At 41.7% G+C, this 16,380-nt stretch carries 13 protein-coding genes and 2 tRNA genes; 12 read left to right on the top strand and 3 right to left on the bottom strand.

Annotated elements, in window-relative coordinates; translation table 11 throughout:
* Window position 1 precedes the first annotated feature (1 nt).
* Window positions 2-805: a 16S rRNA (adenine(1518)-N(6)/adenine(1519)-N(6))-dimethyltransferase RsmA gene (gene rsmA / locus F0475_RS04545; RefSeq protein WP_155715670.1), complete on the bottom strand. Its 804-nt coding sequence runs from the start codon at window positions 803-805 to the stop codon at window positions 2-4.
* A 77-nt stretch (window positions 806-882) separates the two neighbouring features.
* Between rsmA and F0475_RS04540 the strand changes: the two genes are divergently transcribed.
* Entirely contained in the window at window positions 883-1,917 is a 1,035-nt protein-coding gene (locus F0475_RS04540) for a lysylphosphatidylglycerol synthase transmembrane domain-containing protein (RefSeq protein ID WP_155715669.1), read from the top strand.
* 47 nt (window positions 1,918-1,964) lie between these two features.
* Window positions 1,965-3,425 carry an aminoacyl-histidine dipeptidase gene (locus tag F0475_RS04535; RefSeq protein WP_155715668.1) on the top strand — a complete coding sequence of 487 codons (1,461 nt, stop codon included), beginning with the start codon at window positions 1,965-1,967 and terminating at the stop codon, window positions 3,423-3,425.
* Window positions 3,426-3,831: 406 nt separating this feature from the next.
* On the opposite strand, the gene F0475_RS04530 is transcribed toward F0475_RS04535, so the two are convergent.
* Window positions 3,832-4,464, bottom strand: a complete 633-nt coding sequence (locus tag F0475_RS04530; protein WP_199879779.1) for a hypothetical protein — start codon at window positions 4,462-4,464, stop codon at window positions 3,832-3,834.
* A 176-nt stretch (window positions 4,465-4,640) separates the two neighbouring features.
* Here F0475_RS04530 and F0475_RS04525 point away from each other — a divergent pair, with 176 nt between their 5' ends.
* The 10 genes from F0475_RS04525 to F0475_RS04480 all read left to right on the top strand — a co-directional run bounded on the left by F0475_RS04525 (window position 4,641) and on the right by F0475_RS04480 (window position 15,890).
* Entirely contained in the window at window positions 4,641-5,924 is a 1,284-nt protein-coding gene (locus tag F0475_RS04525; protein ID WP_317163178.1) for a 3-deoxy-D-manno-octulosonic acid transferase, read from the top strand.
* Window positions 5,921-6,811, top strand: coding sequence for a lysophospholipid acyltransferase family protein (locus F0475_RS04520; RefSeq protein WP_155715666.1), 891 nt, complete (start codon window positions 5,921-5,923; stop codon window positions 6,809-6,811). The genes F0475_RS04525 and F0475_RS04520 overlap by 4 nt, the downstream gene beginning before the upstream one ends.
* A 21-nt stretch (window positions 6,812-6,832) precedes the next feature.
* Window positions 6,833-7,564 (top strand): 3-deoxy-manno-octulosonate cytidylyltransferase, encoded by a 732-nt coding sequence (locus F0475_RS04515; RefSeq protein ID WP_155715665.1) that lies wholly within the window; start codon window positions 6,833-6,835, stop codon window positions 7,562-7,564.
* A 14-nt stretch (window positions 7,565-7,578) separates the two neighbouring features.
* Entirely contained in the window at window positions 7,579-8,535 is a 957-nt protein-coding gene (locus F0475_RS04510; RefSeq protein WP_155715664.1) for a glycosyl transferase family 90, read from the top strand.
* Complete coding sequence (locus tag F0475_RS04505) at window positions 8,532-9,716, top strand: glycosyltransferase (protein ID WP_155715663.1); 1,185 nt, start codon at window positions 8,532-8,534, stop codon at window positions 9,714-9,716. Before F0475_RS04510 ends, F0475_RS04505 begins: the two co-directional genes overlap by 4 nt.
* Window positions 9,700-10,824 carry a glycosyltransferase family 4 protein gene (locus F0475_RS04500; RefSeq protein ID WP_155715662.1) on the top strand — a complete coding sequence of 375 codons (1,125 nt, stop codon included), beginning with the start codon at window positions 9,700-9,702 and terminating at the stop codon, window positions 10,822-10,824. Before F0475_RS04505 ends, F0475_RS04500 begins: the two co-directional genes overlap by 17 nt.
* The gene (locus F0475_RS04495) at window positions 10,814-11,827 is read left to right on the top strand and encodes a glycosyltransferase family 9 protein (RefSeq protein ID WP_155715661.1); all 1,014 of its coding nucleotides are present in this window, start codon (window positions 10,814-10,816) and stop codon (window positions 11,825-11,827) included. The genes F0475_RS04500 and F0475_RS04495 overlap by 11 nt, the downstream gene beginning before the upstream one ends.
* Before the next feature lie 54 nt (window positions 11,828-11,881).
* Complete coding sequence (locus F0475_RS04490; RefSeq protein ID WP_155715660.1) at window positions 11,882-13,699, top strand: LTA synthase family protein; 1,818 nt, start codon at window positions 11,882-11,884, stop codon at window positions 13,697-13,699.
* A gap of 20 nt (window positions 13,700-13,719) precedes the next feature.
* Window positions 13,720-15,468: a phosphoethanolamine transferase gene (locus F0475_RS04485; RefSeq protein WP_155715659.1), complete on the top strand. Its 1,749-nt coding sequence runs from the start codon at window positions 13,720-13,722 to the stop codon at window positions 15,466-15,468.
* Window positions 15,469-15,819: 351 nt separating this feature from the next.
* Window positions 15,820-15,890: transfer RNA gene (locus F0475_RS04480), tRNA-Gln, on the top strand.
* Window positions 15,891-16,119: 229 nt separating this feature from the next.
* Here the strand turns inward: F0475_RS04480 and F0475_RS04475 are convergent.
* Window positions 16,120-16,193, bottom strand: a tRNA-Ile gene (locus tag F0475_RS04475).
* Window positions 16,194-16,380 lie beyond the last annotated feature (187 nt).

Here is a 16,380-nt window from a genome sequence, read left to right as displayed (position 1 = left end):
TCTATTGTTGATAGTTGGCTAATTGCTCTTCAACCATATTGGTTAGTTCCACAAACTGCGGTATTGATAATTGTTCGGGACGCTTCGTCATAATGTCTTGCTCATAGAATCCATCCGTTGGCTTACCATTATTAAATATCTGACGAAGGCTTACACGCAACATTTTCCGTCGTTGGTTAAAAACAGTCTTCACCACTCTTTTGAATAATTGTTCATCGCAACCAATGTCTGTGATATCGTTTCTTGTCATACGAATCACAGCACTCTTCACCTTTGGAGGAGGGTTAAATACATTCTCATCCACCGTGAACAAGTATTCCACATCGTACCATGCTTGAATCAAGACAGACAATATCCCATAAGCCTTCGAGCCAGGTGCTGCTGCCATGCGGAGCGCAACTTCTCGTTGAATCATCCCCGTACAGCAAGGTATCAAGTCCTTATAATCAAGCATCTTGAAGAATATCTGCGATGAAATGTCATAAGGGTAATTACCTGTTAAGACGAACTGCTTACCATCAAATATCTGTGTCAAGTCCATTTGAAGGAAGTCCTCTCCAAGGATATTCTCGTGTAGTTTTGGGAAACGTTCATATAGATACGCAACACTCTCAGCATCAATTTCAACTGCTTTAACCACTCTTGGCTTCTCAACAAGGTACTGCGTGAGCACTCCCATACCTGGTCCTATCTCCAAAACAGGTATCTCTGGGCATGCATCAACAGTATCTGCAATCCGTTTAGCAATGCTTAAGTCAGTTAGAAAGTGCTGACCTAAATTCTTCTTAGGCTTGACTAATTTCATGATTTTTACGTATTTGCCTACAAAGATAGGCATTTTATTTTGCTTTTAAAAGCATTTTATTTATCTTTGCTCAATATATGAATACAAAGAAACTGTTCAATAAGATCATCAAGATAGTACTTCCCCTTTTGCTTGGAAGTGCCATCTTGTATTGGATGTATCGCGGTTTCGACTTCTCTAGCATTAGTCATGTTCTCTTGCACGAGATGAATTGGACGTGGATGATTATCTCTCTTCCCTTTGGTATTCTGGCGCAGGCTTTCCGTGGATGGAGGTGGAAGCAGAGTCTAGAACCTATCGGGGAACATGCTCGTTCATCGGTTTGTGTCAATTCAATCTTCCTTTCTTATGCCGTTAGTTTACTCATTCCTCGAATCGGAGAGTTTGCTCGTTGCGGTGTTTTGAATCGTTATGATAAGGTTGCTTTCCCAAAGGCTATCGGTACAGTAGTGACCGAACGGGCTGTAGATACGCTCATCGTCATTCTTATAACATCTATTGCCTTTGTTATGCAGATTGGTGTTTTCTCAAACTTCTTTTCGCGCACAGGGACTCGAATTGATGATCTTTTAGGGATGTTCTCTGCAACTGGATGGTTTGTAACAGCCATCTGTGGTGTTGCTTCCCTCATCCTTTTCTATTATGTGTTACGCCACCTTTCCATATATAATAAGGTGAAAGAAATGCTAAGTGGCATTTGGCAAGGCATTAGTTCATTAAGGAAGGTGAAGAATATCCCGCTCTTCCTCTTCTATAGTATAGCGATATGGGGCAGTTATTTCTTGCATTATTACCTAACGTTCTATTGCTTTCCTTCAACCGCCCATCTCGGTCTTTCTTGTGCTTTAGTGAGCTTTGTTGTGGGTTCGATAGCTGTTATCGTCCCAACACCTAATGGTGCTGGACCTTGGCATTTTGCGGTGAAGACAATGCTAATACTTTATGGTGTTGCTGACAATCAGGCACTTTATTTTGTATTGATAGTGCATACTATCCAAACACTTTTGGTCATTCTCTTAGGCATTTATGCGTGGGTAGCATTGAACTTTACCAAACCTTATGTTTCATTGGATAGTCCTGCCAAACTCACCCGACCAATAGAAAATGTATAATATAAGCCAAACAACAATTATAGTAATAACCTTTTAATATCAACATTATGAGTGAAATCAGAAATCTTAAACCAGTAGGCTTGTGGAGAAACTTCGATGATTTAACACAGATTCCACGCCCATCTGGGTACATGGAAAAGGTGCAGAAGTTCTTATTAGACTTTGCTGCAAAGGTGGGAGTAGAGGCATTTATCGATGCTGGCGGTAATGTGGTAATGCGCAAGGCAGCCACTGCTGGCTATGAAAATCGTAAGACAGTTCTACTCCAAGCACACATGGACATGGTTCCACAAAAGGCTCCAGATAGTAATCATAACTTTGAGACTGACCCTATCGTAACCCACATTGAGGAGGGTTGGGTGTATGCGAACAACACGACATTGGGTGCTGATGATGGTATCGGAGTTGCTGCTATCATGGCAATCATGGAGGATAAGGACTTGAAACATGGTCCTGTTGAAGCTATTATTACACGTGATGAAGAGACTGGAATGTTTGGTGCTAACGAGCTTCCAGAGGGTGAGTTGCATGGAGATATCCTCATGAACCTCGATTCAGAGACCTGGGGTAAGTTCGTTATAGGCTCTGCTGGCGGTGTAGACGTTACATCAACACTTGAATATAAAGAGGTTGCAAATGATCAAGAGGTTGCTGTGAAGGTTACTTTAAAAGGGCTTCGTGGTGGTCACTCTGGTCTTGAGATCAATGAAGGACGTGCCAATGCTAATAAGGAGATGGTACGTTTTGTTCGCAAAGCAATCACCGAACTTGATGCTCGCCTAGCTGGTTGGCAGGGTGGCAATATGCGTAATGCCATTCCTTTCAAGGCTGAAGTTGTCTTAGCCTTACCACAAGCTAATGTCGTTGCACTTAAGGAACTCGTTGAGAAACAGAAGTCTGCTATCAAGGACGAGTATAAGGGTATAGAAGTTGTTGATAATATCGAATTCTTCGTAGAGGACGTAGAGAAGCCTGCAGCTCTTCTACCGGTTGAGATCCAAGATAACCTCATCGACGCTATTTATGCTTGTCACAATGGTGTCTTGCGTATGATTCCTTCTTATCCAGATGTGGTAGAAACCTCTTCAAACCTCGCTATTATCAATATCGATCCAACAAAGGCTTCTATTAAGATCCTTGCTCGTTCAAGTCGAGAAGACATGAAAGAGTATATCGCAACACAATTGGAAAGCTGCTTTAATATGGCTGGTATGAAGACAGTCTTTAGTGCCCATTATGGCGGCTGGGACCCAAATCCACAGAGCGAGATCCTTAGCTTGTTGCAAAAAGTATATAAGGAACAAAATGGCGAAGAGGCAATTGTACAGGTAGATCACGCTGGTCTAGAGTGTTCAATCATACTTGGTAAGTATCCAAATATGGATGTTGTCAGTCTTGGACCAACGATTCGTAGTCCTCACACAGCTAAGGAACGCTTTGAAATCGCTACTGCTGAGCCATTCTGGAACTTGTTAGTTCAGACCTTGGAGGAGATTCCTGCGAAGTAAGATAATGGTCGTTGAGAGCCTCACCCGACCTCACTGAAAGAGGAAAAAAGCCTCACCCCCAACCCCTCTCCGAATGGAGAGGGGAGTAGATAGTGCTATTGGTGTGTGGAGGGAAAGGTTTAGTCGGGTGTTGTGAGGCATTGCTTCGTTAGCAGCGGATAAAAAGACGAAAGATAAGAAATGCCTCCTTCGAAAGAAAGGGGGCGTTTCTTCCATATGAAGAGAGCCTCTCCTTAGTAGAAAGAAACGCCCTTCTCCAATGGAGAAAGGCGTTTCTTATTTTCTTACTTATGAGTTTTGAATATTGAATTAAGCAATTCTCCCCCTTATCCTAACCAATTCCCGTTAGGCACATCCCCTCTTTCGGAGGGGCTTGGGGAGGCCTTTTTTTGTATTCTGTGGGGTATTAAAATGCCCAACCAAAACCGAGATAAGGATAGAGCACAGCCTTTTTAATAGCGTTCTTCTCACCCAATGTGAAGGAAGGATTCACACCCACACGGAAGAGGAAGCCCTTGTTTGAAACGTGACGATAACCAATGTTACCAAAGAAATAGTATCCGAAACGATTGTGACTCGTGTTATAACCGAGGAAAGTTATCGTCTTCCCATTGATAGTTTTTTGTGTTATCAGGTGCGCCTGTTGGTCAGGAGTGAGCGTGACAGGACCTTCAAGGGTTTGAATGTCACGATCGTGAGAGTTGTAAATACCCACATTTGCACCAGCACCTACCTCAAGGTTGTTCTTTTGAGAGCCTAGAAGATAGTTTACTTCCAGCGGTACTGAGTAATAACGAATACTACCATCGTTACCAAAGAAGTTGGAGTTGTTACCGAAAGCAAAGCTAACACCTGCTCTCCAACCCCATTTAGTATGGTCGTTGAAACGCTGATCATAATTGATACCTACCATGTTTGAGGCTCCTAAAAGCTCCAAGTAGACAGCCTTGTCCTTCTCAAGTCCATCTGAATTAGGCTCTGCAGCCATCATGTTTGTTGCTAAACTTAATGCAATCGAAAGTGTAAGTAATTTCTTCATAAGAATCTTCTTTATCATTATCCTTTAGTTTTCTGGCTGCAAAGATATAATTTTTTTGATATATATATACGCTTTCTCGGTTTTTTATTTGTACTTTTGCAATATACTATATACTTGTTTCAATCATCGAAGAAAGGTTTCTTGACGGGTTGAGCGAATAAACATTTAAGGTAGCAGTGGTAGGCATATTCACATCTTTATATAATGGTGTTCTCGTCTTGATAAATACATTCTTTCGCCGAGTGTGGAAGAGTGAGCAGTGTCAACGATGGTTACAAGAGAAACACCTAAAGGCTTATCGCTTTGTAATGGGGCAACAGAACCTCCTTTCAACCATACGACGTGAGGTTGTAAAAGATGGTCGTGAAGTACTTTGGTTTCATGCTGCTTCCTATGGAGAATACAATGTTATCCGCCCTATTATCAAGACATTGAGAAACGATAACCGCCGTTGTGTCGTCACGTTCTTTTCATCATCTGGTTACATCGCATTGATGAATGAGAACGAAAAGAGCCATGAGGTTGATAATATCTTTTATCTTCCTTTGGACATGAAAAGCAATGTTAGAGAATTTCTAGATATAGTACAACCTTCGAAGGCGGTCTTTGCTATCTCTGAATATTGGATGAATTACCTGTCAGAATTGCGTTCCCGTGGAATCCCGACCTACCTTGTTTCAATGTTAGTAGCTGATAGCTCCTACCTTCTGAAGTGGTATGGCTTCCCCATCCGAAGGGCTTTTAAGGCCTTTACAAAGTTCATGGTATTGGATGAACGGTCGAAGGAGATTCTTGCAAAGATTGGCTTTAATAATGCAGAAGTGATAGGCGATCCTTTGTTTGATAACGCTATTCGCATAGCCAAGGAGCCTTATCAAAACACAATAATAGAGAAGTTTTGTGCTGGCAATACGCCTGTCTTTGTGGCTGGTAGTGTGAGCGATGCTAATGACTTATCGCTTGTGTCTTCTTTAATTGAGCACGAACAAGATGTTAAATTCCTTGTTGTTCCACATGAGATAGATGCAGTGACACTTCGTGAGGTGCAAGAAAAAATACCAGCAAAATCGTTGTTATATACAGAATGTACAGCAGATACTGACTTTACCGATGTACAAGTATTGGTAGTCAATATACTTGGCTCGCTCTCACGTATCTATCGTTATGGTAATTGGGCATACGTTGGCGGTGGTTTCACAGCTTATCTGCATAGTGTTATCGAGCCATCTGTTTATGGTATACCTGTGGCTTTTGGTCCAAGAATAGAACGGAAAACAACCCCGAAAGAGATGGTTCATCGAGGTATAGGAGCGATAGTCACAACGCCAGAAGGCTTGTGTCACTGGTTCAATCAGGTGAGAGAAGAAAAGGAACAGATGGAGGTGAAGAGTCGTACAACAGCTTTCATAGAAGCAAATGCCAACTTCACTCAAAAGGTTTGTGCAAACATAGAGCAATGAGAAAAGTACGTTATTATATATTCCTCGGTCTCCTCAAGTGTATAGCCTTGCTGCCCTTTTGGTGCTTGTATCGAATAAGTGATTTCATTTACTTCATCTTGAGTCGTGTTATTCATTATCGGAAACGAGTGATAACAGGTAATATCAGTCGGTCATTCCCAGAGTTAAGTCAGAGGGAGGTAGGCATTATCACCAATAAATTCTATCGTCATCTGGCAGATGTCATAGTAGAGTCTGTAAAACTCCTGCACGTTAGTGATGAAGAGATGAGGCGCCGTGTTGAGGTGAAGAATGGTGATGAGGTAGAACGTAAAGCGGCTGATGGTCGCCCTGTAATCCTATTCCTTGGGCATTATGGAAATTGGGAGTGGGCACAGGAAGTATCGTGTTATTATCGTCAACCAGCATTCACTTGTGAGTTATATCGACCTGTAAAAGACAAGGTGATGGACGATCTGATGTTACGCATCCGAAGCCGTTTTAACACCACACTTGTTACACAGCAAGAAGCCATCCGATTCCTTTTAAGGAAGTATCGGAGTAATGAGCAATTCCTCGTGGGGTTCATATCTGACCAGCGTCCGAATAGTCAGAACCTCCATAACTGGACGCAGTTTCTGCATCAAGACACCGCTTTCGCTGTGGGAGGAGAAGAGATTGGTAAGCACGTAAATGCCCATTACTTCTTCCTACATGTTGAGAAACCGCGACGTGGTCACTATGTTATGACATTCAAAGAAGTGTGTCCTCAAGATGATAAAACGAAGTTCCCTTATACTTTACAATACCTCCGCATGATGGAAGCGAACATTTGTAAGCAACCCGAGCTATGGCTTTGGTCGCATAACAGATGGAAGTTTGACAGGGAAGGGAACGCCATTCATTAGAAGTACTAAATAATAGATACAATGAATATCGTATGTGTAATTCCTGCGCGAGCAGAGTCTTCGCGCTTTTTTGAAAAGCCTCTTGCATTGATCTTAGGCAAGCCAATGATACGTTGGGTGTGGGAACATTGCAAGGAAGTAGAGCAATTCAGTGAAGTGTATGTAGCAACAGATAGCGAGAAAATCAAGGCTCTCGCAGAATCGTTCGGAGCGAAAGTTGTTATGACAGCATCTGATCATGACACTGCAACAGAGCGTCTTTATGAGGTGTCAACAAAGATTGATGCAGATCTATATGTCATGGTGAACGGTGATGAACCATTGTTGACTAAGGACTACATCACGCAGTGTATCCCTGCAAGCATAGGTGAGGGAGAGATGTATGTGTCTAACCTTATGACCGATTTCCATAACCCTGTTGAGGTCGTTGATTCAACTAACTTGAAGATAGTAACAGGTCATAACAATCGTTGCTTGTTTATCTCACGCAGTCCAATTCCATATCCAAAGGGCAATATGGATTATGTTTATCATAAGTTCGTGGGTGTAGGTGCTTTCAATCATAAGGCTTTGGAGTTCTATCATACGACCCCTCGTGGACCTATAGAGAAGATAGAAGAGAATGATTCCTTCCGCTTTATCGAGAATAATGTGCCTATTTATTACTACAACTGCCATTGTCGCTCACTCTCAGTAGACAACCACAAAGACATTGCGGGAGTTGAGGCTATTATGAAAGGTGAAATGGAATAAAAAGGAAATCACCTATGGGTAATTCAATAGGGAAGATCTTGGACTACGTATTCGTACCTCGGATATGTTATCGTCCACGTCTCTCTTCCATCATGGCAGGACTTAGCTATGATGAAAGAGAGATAGTTATGGATCGTGTTGCCTACTATAATAAACTTCAAGAGCATACTCATATAGATGAAGCAACTACTGTTGGGCAATATAAGTTCCCGTTAAAGAAGCAACAGTTTGGCGATAAGAAGAGTCGTCTCTCTACTTATTTCTTTGATCAGTATAGTGTCTTGAAGTATTTCCCTGCGGCATGTAGATTCAGATATGAGCATGGGGATGTTACACATGTGCCGTCTCAACCAGCGTTTGTAAAGAGCCGTCCGATAGTAGGAGACAATGTAAATGCGATCTTGCTGAAGCTCGATCAGCATAGACACTTCCGTTTCGTGCATGACGAAAAGGCTTTTGCAGAAAAGAAGAACATGCTTGTCTCAAGGACAACATGGTGTAATGCTCGTCCTCACAGACGCAGGTTTTGCGAGATGTTTTGGGATCATCCCATGTGCAATATAGGTAAGTCTCAAGCCGAGCCAAACGAAGATTTCCCTGAAAGTATCAAGGGTTTCCTAAGCATTGAGGAGCAGTTAGATTATAAGTTTGTCGCTTGCATTGAGGGAATGGATGTTGCAACGAACCTCAAATGGGTGATGTCCTCTAATTCAGTAGCCGTCTCTACACCTATGATTTATGAGACTTGGTACATGGAAGGAAGGCTTATTCCAGATTATCATTATATAGAGGTAAAACCTGACTACTCGGACTTGATAGAGAAAATAGAGTACTATATTGCACATCCATCAGAGGCTGAAACCATCATAGAACATGCTCATGAATGGGTGAAGCAGTTCCAAAATCCAAGAATCGAATTGGCTACGCAGCTTGCAGTAGCACAAAAGTACTTTGACTTAACAGACCTATGATGACTAACGATAACCAGCGGCATGGACGGAAAGTGCATATTGCATTCCTTTCAAAAGACTTCCCTTGTGGTGGAGCAGAGCGTGTAACGTGTGATGTGGGCAACTGGTTATGCTCCCACGGATTCGCTGTTACGGTCTTTGTTATGAACCATTTGCAAGAGAACTATCCGAAGGGTTTCCAGCGATTGTTCGATGTGAAACCTCTTCCTAAGGGTAATATCCTATGGTCACCACGTGTTGCCAAGGCTATTCGTGATGCCGTATTAAGGGAGAAGGTGGATATTCTTGTGACTTATCAGAAGCAACGCTATGCAGCTTGGTTGAAGGCAAAGACAGGTGTAAAGATGGTCTTTGTCCTTCACAATCCACCGTTCCATGAACTGTTGGGGCTTACCGTAGCTATTGGTGAAGCACATCCTTTTAAAAGGAGTCTGTTACAGGTATGGAAGAAGGTAATGGATATGGATTATTACAGAAAGTACCAGAAAGTATATCACTGGGCGGATGCTTATGGTGTACTTTGTCAGTCTTTTAAAGATCAATTGACGAAGAACTTGAATCTACCAGCTGATAATAAGGTATGTGTCTTACCCAATTCTGTACCCTTACCAACTGATGTTAACTTGGATAAAGAGAATATCATCCTTTATTTGGGGCGCTTTGCTCATATACAGAAGCGTGTTGATCGCTTGTTACGAATATGGAAGATCGTACAGCCGCAACTACCTGATTGGAAGTTGGAGATTGTTGGCGGAGGTGTAGAAGACGCATCACTAAGGGCAATGGCAACAACGCTTGAACTGAAGAATATAGCTTTCGAAGGACCGACCAATCAGGCAAAGAAGTATTATGACAAGGCTTCCATCTTGTGTATGACATCGTCTTATGAAGGTTGGCCATTGGTCTTAGCTGAAGCACAAGCTAATGGCGTTGTCCCTATTCTGTATAATAGTTTCACAGCAGTTACAGCTGTTGTCTCAAGCAAAGAGGAAGGTGTTCTGATAGAGCCATTCGATGAAGAAGCATACGCCAAAGCGTTAGTTGCACTTGCCAAAGACGATGAACGCAGGAAGAGAATGCAGTTACGTGTGATTGAGAAAGCAAAGACATACAGTATTGATAATACAGGGGCTGCATGGCTCCAGATGGTTAGGAGGATACTAAATGAAGATAGGGGTTGATGCAAGGAAGATATTACGTAATGCCACGGGATTAGGCAATTACGGTCGGACATTGGTGTGTAATATGTCAGAGTTGATAGCTGACAACGATCGTCTCTTGCTGTTTTCTCCAGATGAGGGGAAGCCTGCTTTGAAAGCTATCTCTATACCTCAAAAAGGTGAGTTGGTGGTTCCTACAAACTCATCCATCCCTTTATATAAAAGGTGGTGGCAGTTGAAAGGAATGGTAAAAGACATTCGTAAGCATGAAGTGAATGTCTTTCATGGACTCAATGCAGAGTTACCAAAGGGTATTAGTAAGGTTGTTCCTGCCATTCTTACAGTTCATGACCTTATCTTTCTGCGCCATCCCGAATGGTACAAACCCATTGATAGATGGCTTTACACCCGTCGTTTCTATAATGCCATCAATGAGGCAACACACATCATAGCCATCTCTGAATGTACAAAACGAGATATTATAGAGTATGGGAAGGTGCCCGAAGAGAAAATATCGGTAATCTATCAGAGTTGTAGTACACGTTTTGCAGCTCCTGTAGATGTGTCTTTAAAGCATAAGGTAAGGGAGAAGTATCACCTTACAAACGACTTTATCCTCTTTGTTGGTACAATAGAAGAGCGCAAAAACGCCCTTGAGATAGTGGAAGCCTTACCTTATTTGGAAGGTGTTGATGCGGTTATCGTGGGTAGAAGAACCCCTTATGCCGATCGAATAGAGGCGAAAGCTATGGAACTTGGAGTCGCTGATAGGGTTCATCTCCTGTCCGGTATTGATGATGAAACATTGCATGCTCTATACCATTCGGCAGCTGTCTTTGGTTATCCGAGCCGTTATGAAGGGTTCGGAATACCTATCATTGAGGCAATGGAAGCTGGTCTCCCTGTTGTCGCAGCGATGGGAAGTTGTTTGGAAGAAGCTGGTGGTAAGGGTAGTCTATACGTGAGTCCAGATGATCCGAAGGCGTTTGCTGAGGCTATAAAGCGCATGTTGCCGGGTGGTGACCAGCGTGAGCAGGCTATCTGTGAAGGCTTGGAATACGTCAAGAAGTTCGATGGAAAGAAGGTTGCCCAACAGGTGATTGACATATATAATAGGTATGGCAAATAAAGAAAACAAGCGTATCCTTGTCATAAGACTATCAGCATTGGGGGATGTTGCAATGACTATCCCTGCTATCTATAGTGTGGCTAAAACCTATCCACAACATCGTTTCTATGTGTTGACGATGGCTTTTTGTGCCAAGCTCTTCATCCATGTTCCAGAGAATATAACACTGTGTCCAGTGAAGGACAGAAAGGCTGTCTTAGAGCCAATTAAGGGCTTGAAGTTTGACGCTGTAGCCGATTTACACAACGTGATGCGCTCTTGGAAGATTGATTTACGCTATCTTTTGCGAGGCGTGCGAGTGGCAATGCTTGACAAGAAACGTAGTGAACGACATGCAATAACACATCAACATAAGTACACGGAGAGTAAGTTTACAGCACGATACTTCGATGTTTTTAGACGATTAGGACTACCTTGTGAACCTCAGTTCGATGGCTTGTTCGATAAGAAACCAACCTTACCTCTACAATTAACAAAGCCGGAGAACGAACATTGGATAGGTATTGCACCTTTTGCAAGATATAAGAATAAGACCTATCCAGCCAGTCAGATGCAAGAAGTTATTGCCTTGTTGAATCAGACGGAGAACGTGAGAGTGTTCTTATTCGGCGGTAGGGGAGAAGAAAAAGTAACTTTAGAGTCATGGACAAAAGAGTTGGCTAACGTCAGATGTATCGCTGGTTCATTGCAATTACACGAGGAATTGGCACTGATGGCATGGCTTGATGTGATGGTGTCTATGGACTCTGCCAATATGCACTTAGCCTCTCTTGCAGGCGTGCGTGTCGTGAGTATATGGGGCGGAACAGCTCCCGCTTGTGGCTTCTTAGGCTGGTGGCAGCAAGAAGGTGACGCTTTGTTGACACATTGTGATTGCCAACCTTGTACGATAGCGGGGACAGATGAGTGTGCAAAAGGTGATTACCATTGCATGACGACATTAACCCCATCGCAAGTTGTAGATAAGTTGAAGAATGTGATAAGGACGAACGATAAGAAGTGATATAACGTATAGATAAAGATAAGAACATCTATTAGATAGACTGAAAAAATGATTATGAAGAAAGATCTTTCAATATTATTGTGGCTGTTTATAGCCTTTACTTTGTTTTTCTTAGGTATTCAGAAGCCGTTATTCCTCATTTATAACCATGGCTTCGGAAAGTTATCTCCATCATTCCATGACATCTTGGAGATTTATGTACATGGTTTTGCCATTGATATGGCAACGGTGGGTTATATGATGGCAATACCTCTTTTGCTCTTTGGTATCAAATGGGTATGGGCGAAGTTCCCTATTAAGAAGAGTTTAAACATCTATCTCGTCATTATCTCCATATTACTGACATTGGGCGCGTTAGCCGATGCTTCGTTGTATGAGTTTTGGGAGTTTAAGCTCGATCGGATGGCGTTCTTTTATCTTAATGACCCAAAGGATGCTTTTGCGAGTGTGTCAGTAGGATATCTGCTTGTACGTCTGCTCGGTTGGATCGTACTATCTGCTATCTCATACGTCCTACTTGCATGGCCTTTATGGAAAGTACAATTAGGAAAGATAAAGACAAATCCATGGTTGCGTGGTGTCCTATTTGTTGTGATAGGAGGAGCCTTGTTTGCTATGATTCGTGGTTTAAGAATATGGCCAAATACGCCAGGTCGTGCGTTTTATAGCAATGTCACATTCTATAATCATGCAGCTTTGAATCCAATCTTCAACCTTATGTACAGTCTTCAGAAGGAGGAGGACGACTACAAGGAATTTGATGCTTTCGATGAGAAAACGCGAGCTAAGCTATATGAGGGTCTATTTCCAACAAAGGCCGATAGCACGGAGAAGCTCATCAAAACATCACGTCCTAATGTATTAGTAGTGGTTCTTGAGGGCTTTGGCTCATGTTTCATCGAAGGCTTAGGAGGTATGAAAGATGTTGGGGTAAACATTAATCGCCTCTTACCAGAGAGTGTTGTCTTCGATAGTTGTTATTGTGGTAGCTTCCGAACAGACCGTGGTATTGTGTGTGCAGTGAGTGGTTATTTGGGGCAACCAACGACAAGTATCATGCGTTTTACACATAAGATTAAACATTTGCCAGGCTTACCAAAGACCCTGAAGAAGTATGGCTATCAGACACAAGCACTCTATGGAGGCGACGTGTCATTCTTTAATATGTCTGAATACTTCCTTGATTCGGGGCATGACAAGTTAGTGACAGAGGATGACTTCCCCGCTTCTGACAGAACAACTAAGTGGGGAGTACCAGACCATGTAACCTTTAACTGGTTGTATAATGACATTGTTCGTCGTGATAAGGAGAAGTCTGGTCCATGGTACACGACCTTCTTAACCATCAGTTCTCACAACCCGTTTGATGTGCCTTATCACCGTTTGAAGGATAAGAAATACAATGCTTTCGCATATACGGATCAGTGCTTTGGAACATTCATAGATAAGTTGAAGAAGACTCCAGCATGGAAGAATCTACTCATCGTAGTGGTTGCTGACCATGGATTTAACTGGCGTGAGATTGCTTCACCGAAGTTCCCTTACATTCCATTCTTGATGATGGGCGGTGCTATTAAGCATCCTCAGCGTATCCATAAACTGATAAGTCAGACCGATCTCCCTGCTACAGTCTTAGGTCAGATGGGGATTCCTCATGAGGACTTTACCTTCAGTCGTGATGTAATGGGTAATACTTATCGTTATCCGTTTGGCTTCAATACCTTTAATAATGGCTTCAATTTCTGTGATTCAACGGGCTGTACTGTCTATGACAACGTAAGTAAACGGGCTATTTATGGGAATGACAAGCGACGCATAAACATAGGTAAAGCCATTTTGCAGACCCTGTATCACGATATGGCAAAGCGTTAATAGCAATACAGAATCATGTTATGAATCTCATACGAAAGATTAGAAATTACATCTCTTCATGCCGTTGGGTAGTGCCAATCACTACTCAATGGCCTTTATTTATCAGTTATATCGTATTGATAGGATGGAGTTCTATAACTCAGAATATCTATGCGCGTGCTTTCGTAATCTACTTGCATGCTTATATCGCGACCGTTATCGTCACATGGACTAAACGCTCGTGGGTGAAAGTGCTGATCTATATTGTAGCTTTCATCTTATTCTTTATTAATGCCTCATTGAAGGTTAACTATGACTTAGAAATATCCCCCAGCGTATTGATGCTACTAGCTGAGACGAATGCAGAAGAGAGCTCGGAGTTCTTACATTCATTGCTGCATACGAGTACAGCATGGGTTATTCCAGCATTGACAGTGGTCTTTGTTGTACTTGTTGTAATAGCTGAGAAGAAGAGGTCGAAAGGTACATTATATTTAGAAAGAAAACGTCCTTTCCGTATATTGTCAGTGTTTTCTGGGATAATGCTCACTGTTGGTGTGATTGGTTCCTATTGTTATATAGGTCTCTTCCAGTGCAAGAATCCAGATGACGTCTCAGTTTGGAATCTACACATGAGTTACCCCAGCGATGCGCTGACAAGGGTGGTTGTGGCTCTTTATGATTCACATCTGGCTAAGAAAGAAATGGAAGGAACAGCACTATTAGCGGAGAATGTGAAGTCAACAAAGAGTGATGTTGAAGCAAAGGATTCGTTGAATATCGTCTTTGTAATCGGTGAATCGTATATAAAAGATCATGCTTCTGTGTATGGATATGGACTTAATACTACTCCTTTCTTATTACATGAGAAGAAAGCGGGACGGTTAGTTGCATTCACAAATGCTGTCTCTCCATATAATTTTACAACCAAGGTAATGCGCAATCTGATAAGTACGAATAGTCTTGAAGATGGTGTTCGATGGAGCGAATGCCCACCATTAACAGCCGTATTCAAGCGAGCCGGCTATTTTGTCAGTATGTATGATAATCAAAGAACCTTTGCTTTTGGAGCAACATTCACCTTTGCTTTGAACAGTTATCTTTATGCACCACGTGTCTTGAAAGTATGCTATGATAGGACAAACAATAATTCTTTTGAGTATGATGGACAATTAGTTAATAGATATAAACGTGATTTTCAGGAGCAACATAGCCATGCTCTGACTATCTTCCATCTCATGGGACAGCATATAGAAGCTGTTAAGCGTTATCCTGCTGATAGGCAATTTAACCATTTCTCTGCTGATAGTATTAGGCGGAAGGAACCATGGATGACAGAGGAGATGAGGAAGAGTATTGCTGAATATGATAATGCTACATTATATAACGACTATGTGATGAAGCAGATAATCAGTCTATATGCTCATAGAAATGCAGTGGTTATCTATGTTTCTGACCATGGTGAAGAAGTCTATGATTATAGGGCTAGTGCTGGGAGAAAGGGCAGTGATGACTTGAAAAATATGCTTTATTACCAGTATAGTGTACCTATGATTGCTTGGTTCTCTGATGTTTTTAAGAAGAAATACCCTAACAAGGTGCAGCAAATAAAAGCATCGATTTCTAAACCTTTTATGACCGATGATATCTGTCAAATGCTCTTTGACCTTGGAGGTTTAACCTCTTCTCCATATTATTCTGCTAAGCACGACATCTTGAGTAAGGATTATGTTTGTGGGAAGCGCATAGTTAATGACAAGTATAATTACGATAACATCGTGCGACCGTAAGATTTCATATGTAAAGGAAACATAGTTTTTAAGAAGAGAGATGGGGCTTCGCACAATATGGGCAAGGTTCCATCTCTTTTTGTTTTCACCTTCCCCCGCGCACCTATAATTATAGGTGGTATGGGCTTGTTATATGACTTGTTAAGCGGATATAAGTAAGGTGAAGAGTAGACAAAAGTTTTAATAAGATGAGTACTAATTTGATTTATGCCTCGCATATGTCCTTCCGTCAATTCATATAATGTATTTCTTAAATTGCTTCTTTTCGATAAAAAAGTCTAGAGAAGTTTTGTTGTTTAAATAAAAAACACTACCTTTGCAACCGCAATTCAGCAATGAGTTAGCTATTAATGGGATATGGTGTAATGGTAACACTACAGATTCTGGTCCTGTCATTCCTGGTTCGAATCCGGGTATCCCAACGCTTAGAGAGATAGAGTCATCTATCTCTTTTTTGTTTTTGTGTATTTCCTTCTTTCATTATATACGTTAGTTTGCAGTTAGAGATAGACTATTCCTACTCTTTTATAATCATAGGCTTGGCACGTAAACATGATTGTTTTTAGTCTTGAAGAATGTATTTTTCGGTAGAGCTTATAAAAGAAAAATCAGCAACTTAGATGTTAGTTCTAAGTTGCTGATTGGTTGTTGTGGACCAGCCTGGGCTTGAACCAGGGACCTCCAGATTATGAGTCTGTTGCTCTAACCAACTGAGCTACAAGTCCGAGATGTGTTTGATACGGGTGCAAAGGTAATGAAATAAATGGAAATAGGAGAATGGAGAAGAAAGAAAATGACAGTTTTAACACATTTTGAGAAGTAGTGAAGTGCGTTTGTGGTGCTTTCTAAGTAACTTTGCAAGGGACTTTGATTCACTTGAGAACATAACCTGTTGTCTTAATTGGTGGTTTC

This window comes from Prevotella vespertina (genome assembly GCF_009728485.1).
Taxonomy (GTDB): Bacteria; Bacteroidota; Bacteroidia; order Bacteroidales; family Bacteroidaceae; genus Prevotella; species Prevotella vespertina.
Note: the sequence above shows the minus strand (reverse complement) of the source record. Positions and strands in the feature narration are given on the sequence as shown.

Excerpts from the sequence above, each read along its gene's own strand:
- F0475_RS04505 (WP_155715663.1), top strand. The coding sequence starts at position 8,532 with ATGATGACTAACGATAACCAGCGGCATGGACGGAAAGTGCATATTGCA.
- F0475_RS04535 (WP_155715668.1), top strand. The coding sequence starts at position 1,965 with ATGAGTGAAATCAGAAATCTTAAACCAGTAGGCTTGTGGAGAAACTTC.
- rsmA (WP_155715670.1), bottom strand. The coding sequence starts at position 805 with ATGAAATTAGTCAAGCCTAAGAAGAATTTAGGTCAGCACTTTCTAACT.
- F0475_RS04510 (WP_155715664.1), top strand. The coding sequence starts at position 7,579 with ATGGGTAATTCAATAGGGAAGATCTTGGACTACGTATTCGTACCTCGG.
- F0475_RS04495 (WP_155715661.1), top strand. The coding sequence starts at position 10,814 with ATGGCAAATAAAGAAAACAAGCGTATCCTTGTCATAAGACTATCAGCA.
- F0475_RS04490 (WP_155715660.1), top strand. The coding sequence starts at position 11,882 with ATGAAGAAAGATCTTTCAATATTATTGTGGCTGTTTATAGCCTTTACT.
- F0475_RS04540 (WP_155715669.1), top strand. The coding sequence starts at position 883 with ATGAATACAAAGAAACTGTTCAATAAGATCATCAAGATAGTACTTCCC.
- F0475_RS04530 (WP_199879779.1), bottom strand. The coding sequence starts at position 4,464 with ATGAAGAAATTACTTACACTTTCGATTGCATTAAGTTTAGCAACAAAC.
- F0475_RS04500 (WP_155715662.1), top strand. The coding sequence starts at position 9,700 with ATGAAGATAGGGGTTGATGCAAGGAAGATATTACGTAATGCCACGGGA.
- F0475_RS04485 (WP_155715659.1), top strand. The coding sequence starts at position 13,720 with ATGAATCTCATACGAAAGATTAGAAATTACATCTCTTCATGCCGTTGG.
- F0475_RS04515 (WP_155715665.1), top strand. The coding sequence starts at position 6,833 with ATGAATATCGTATGTGTAATTCCTGCGCGAGCAGAGTCTTCGCGCTTT.
- F0475_RS04520 (WP_155715666.1), top strand. The coding sequence starts at position 5,921 with ATGAGAAAAGTACGTTATTATATATTCCTCGGTCTCCTCAAGTGTATA.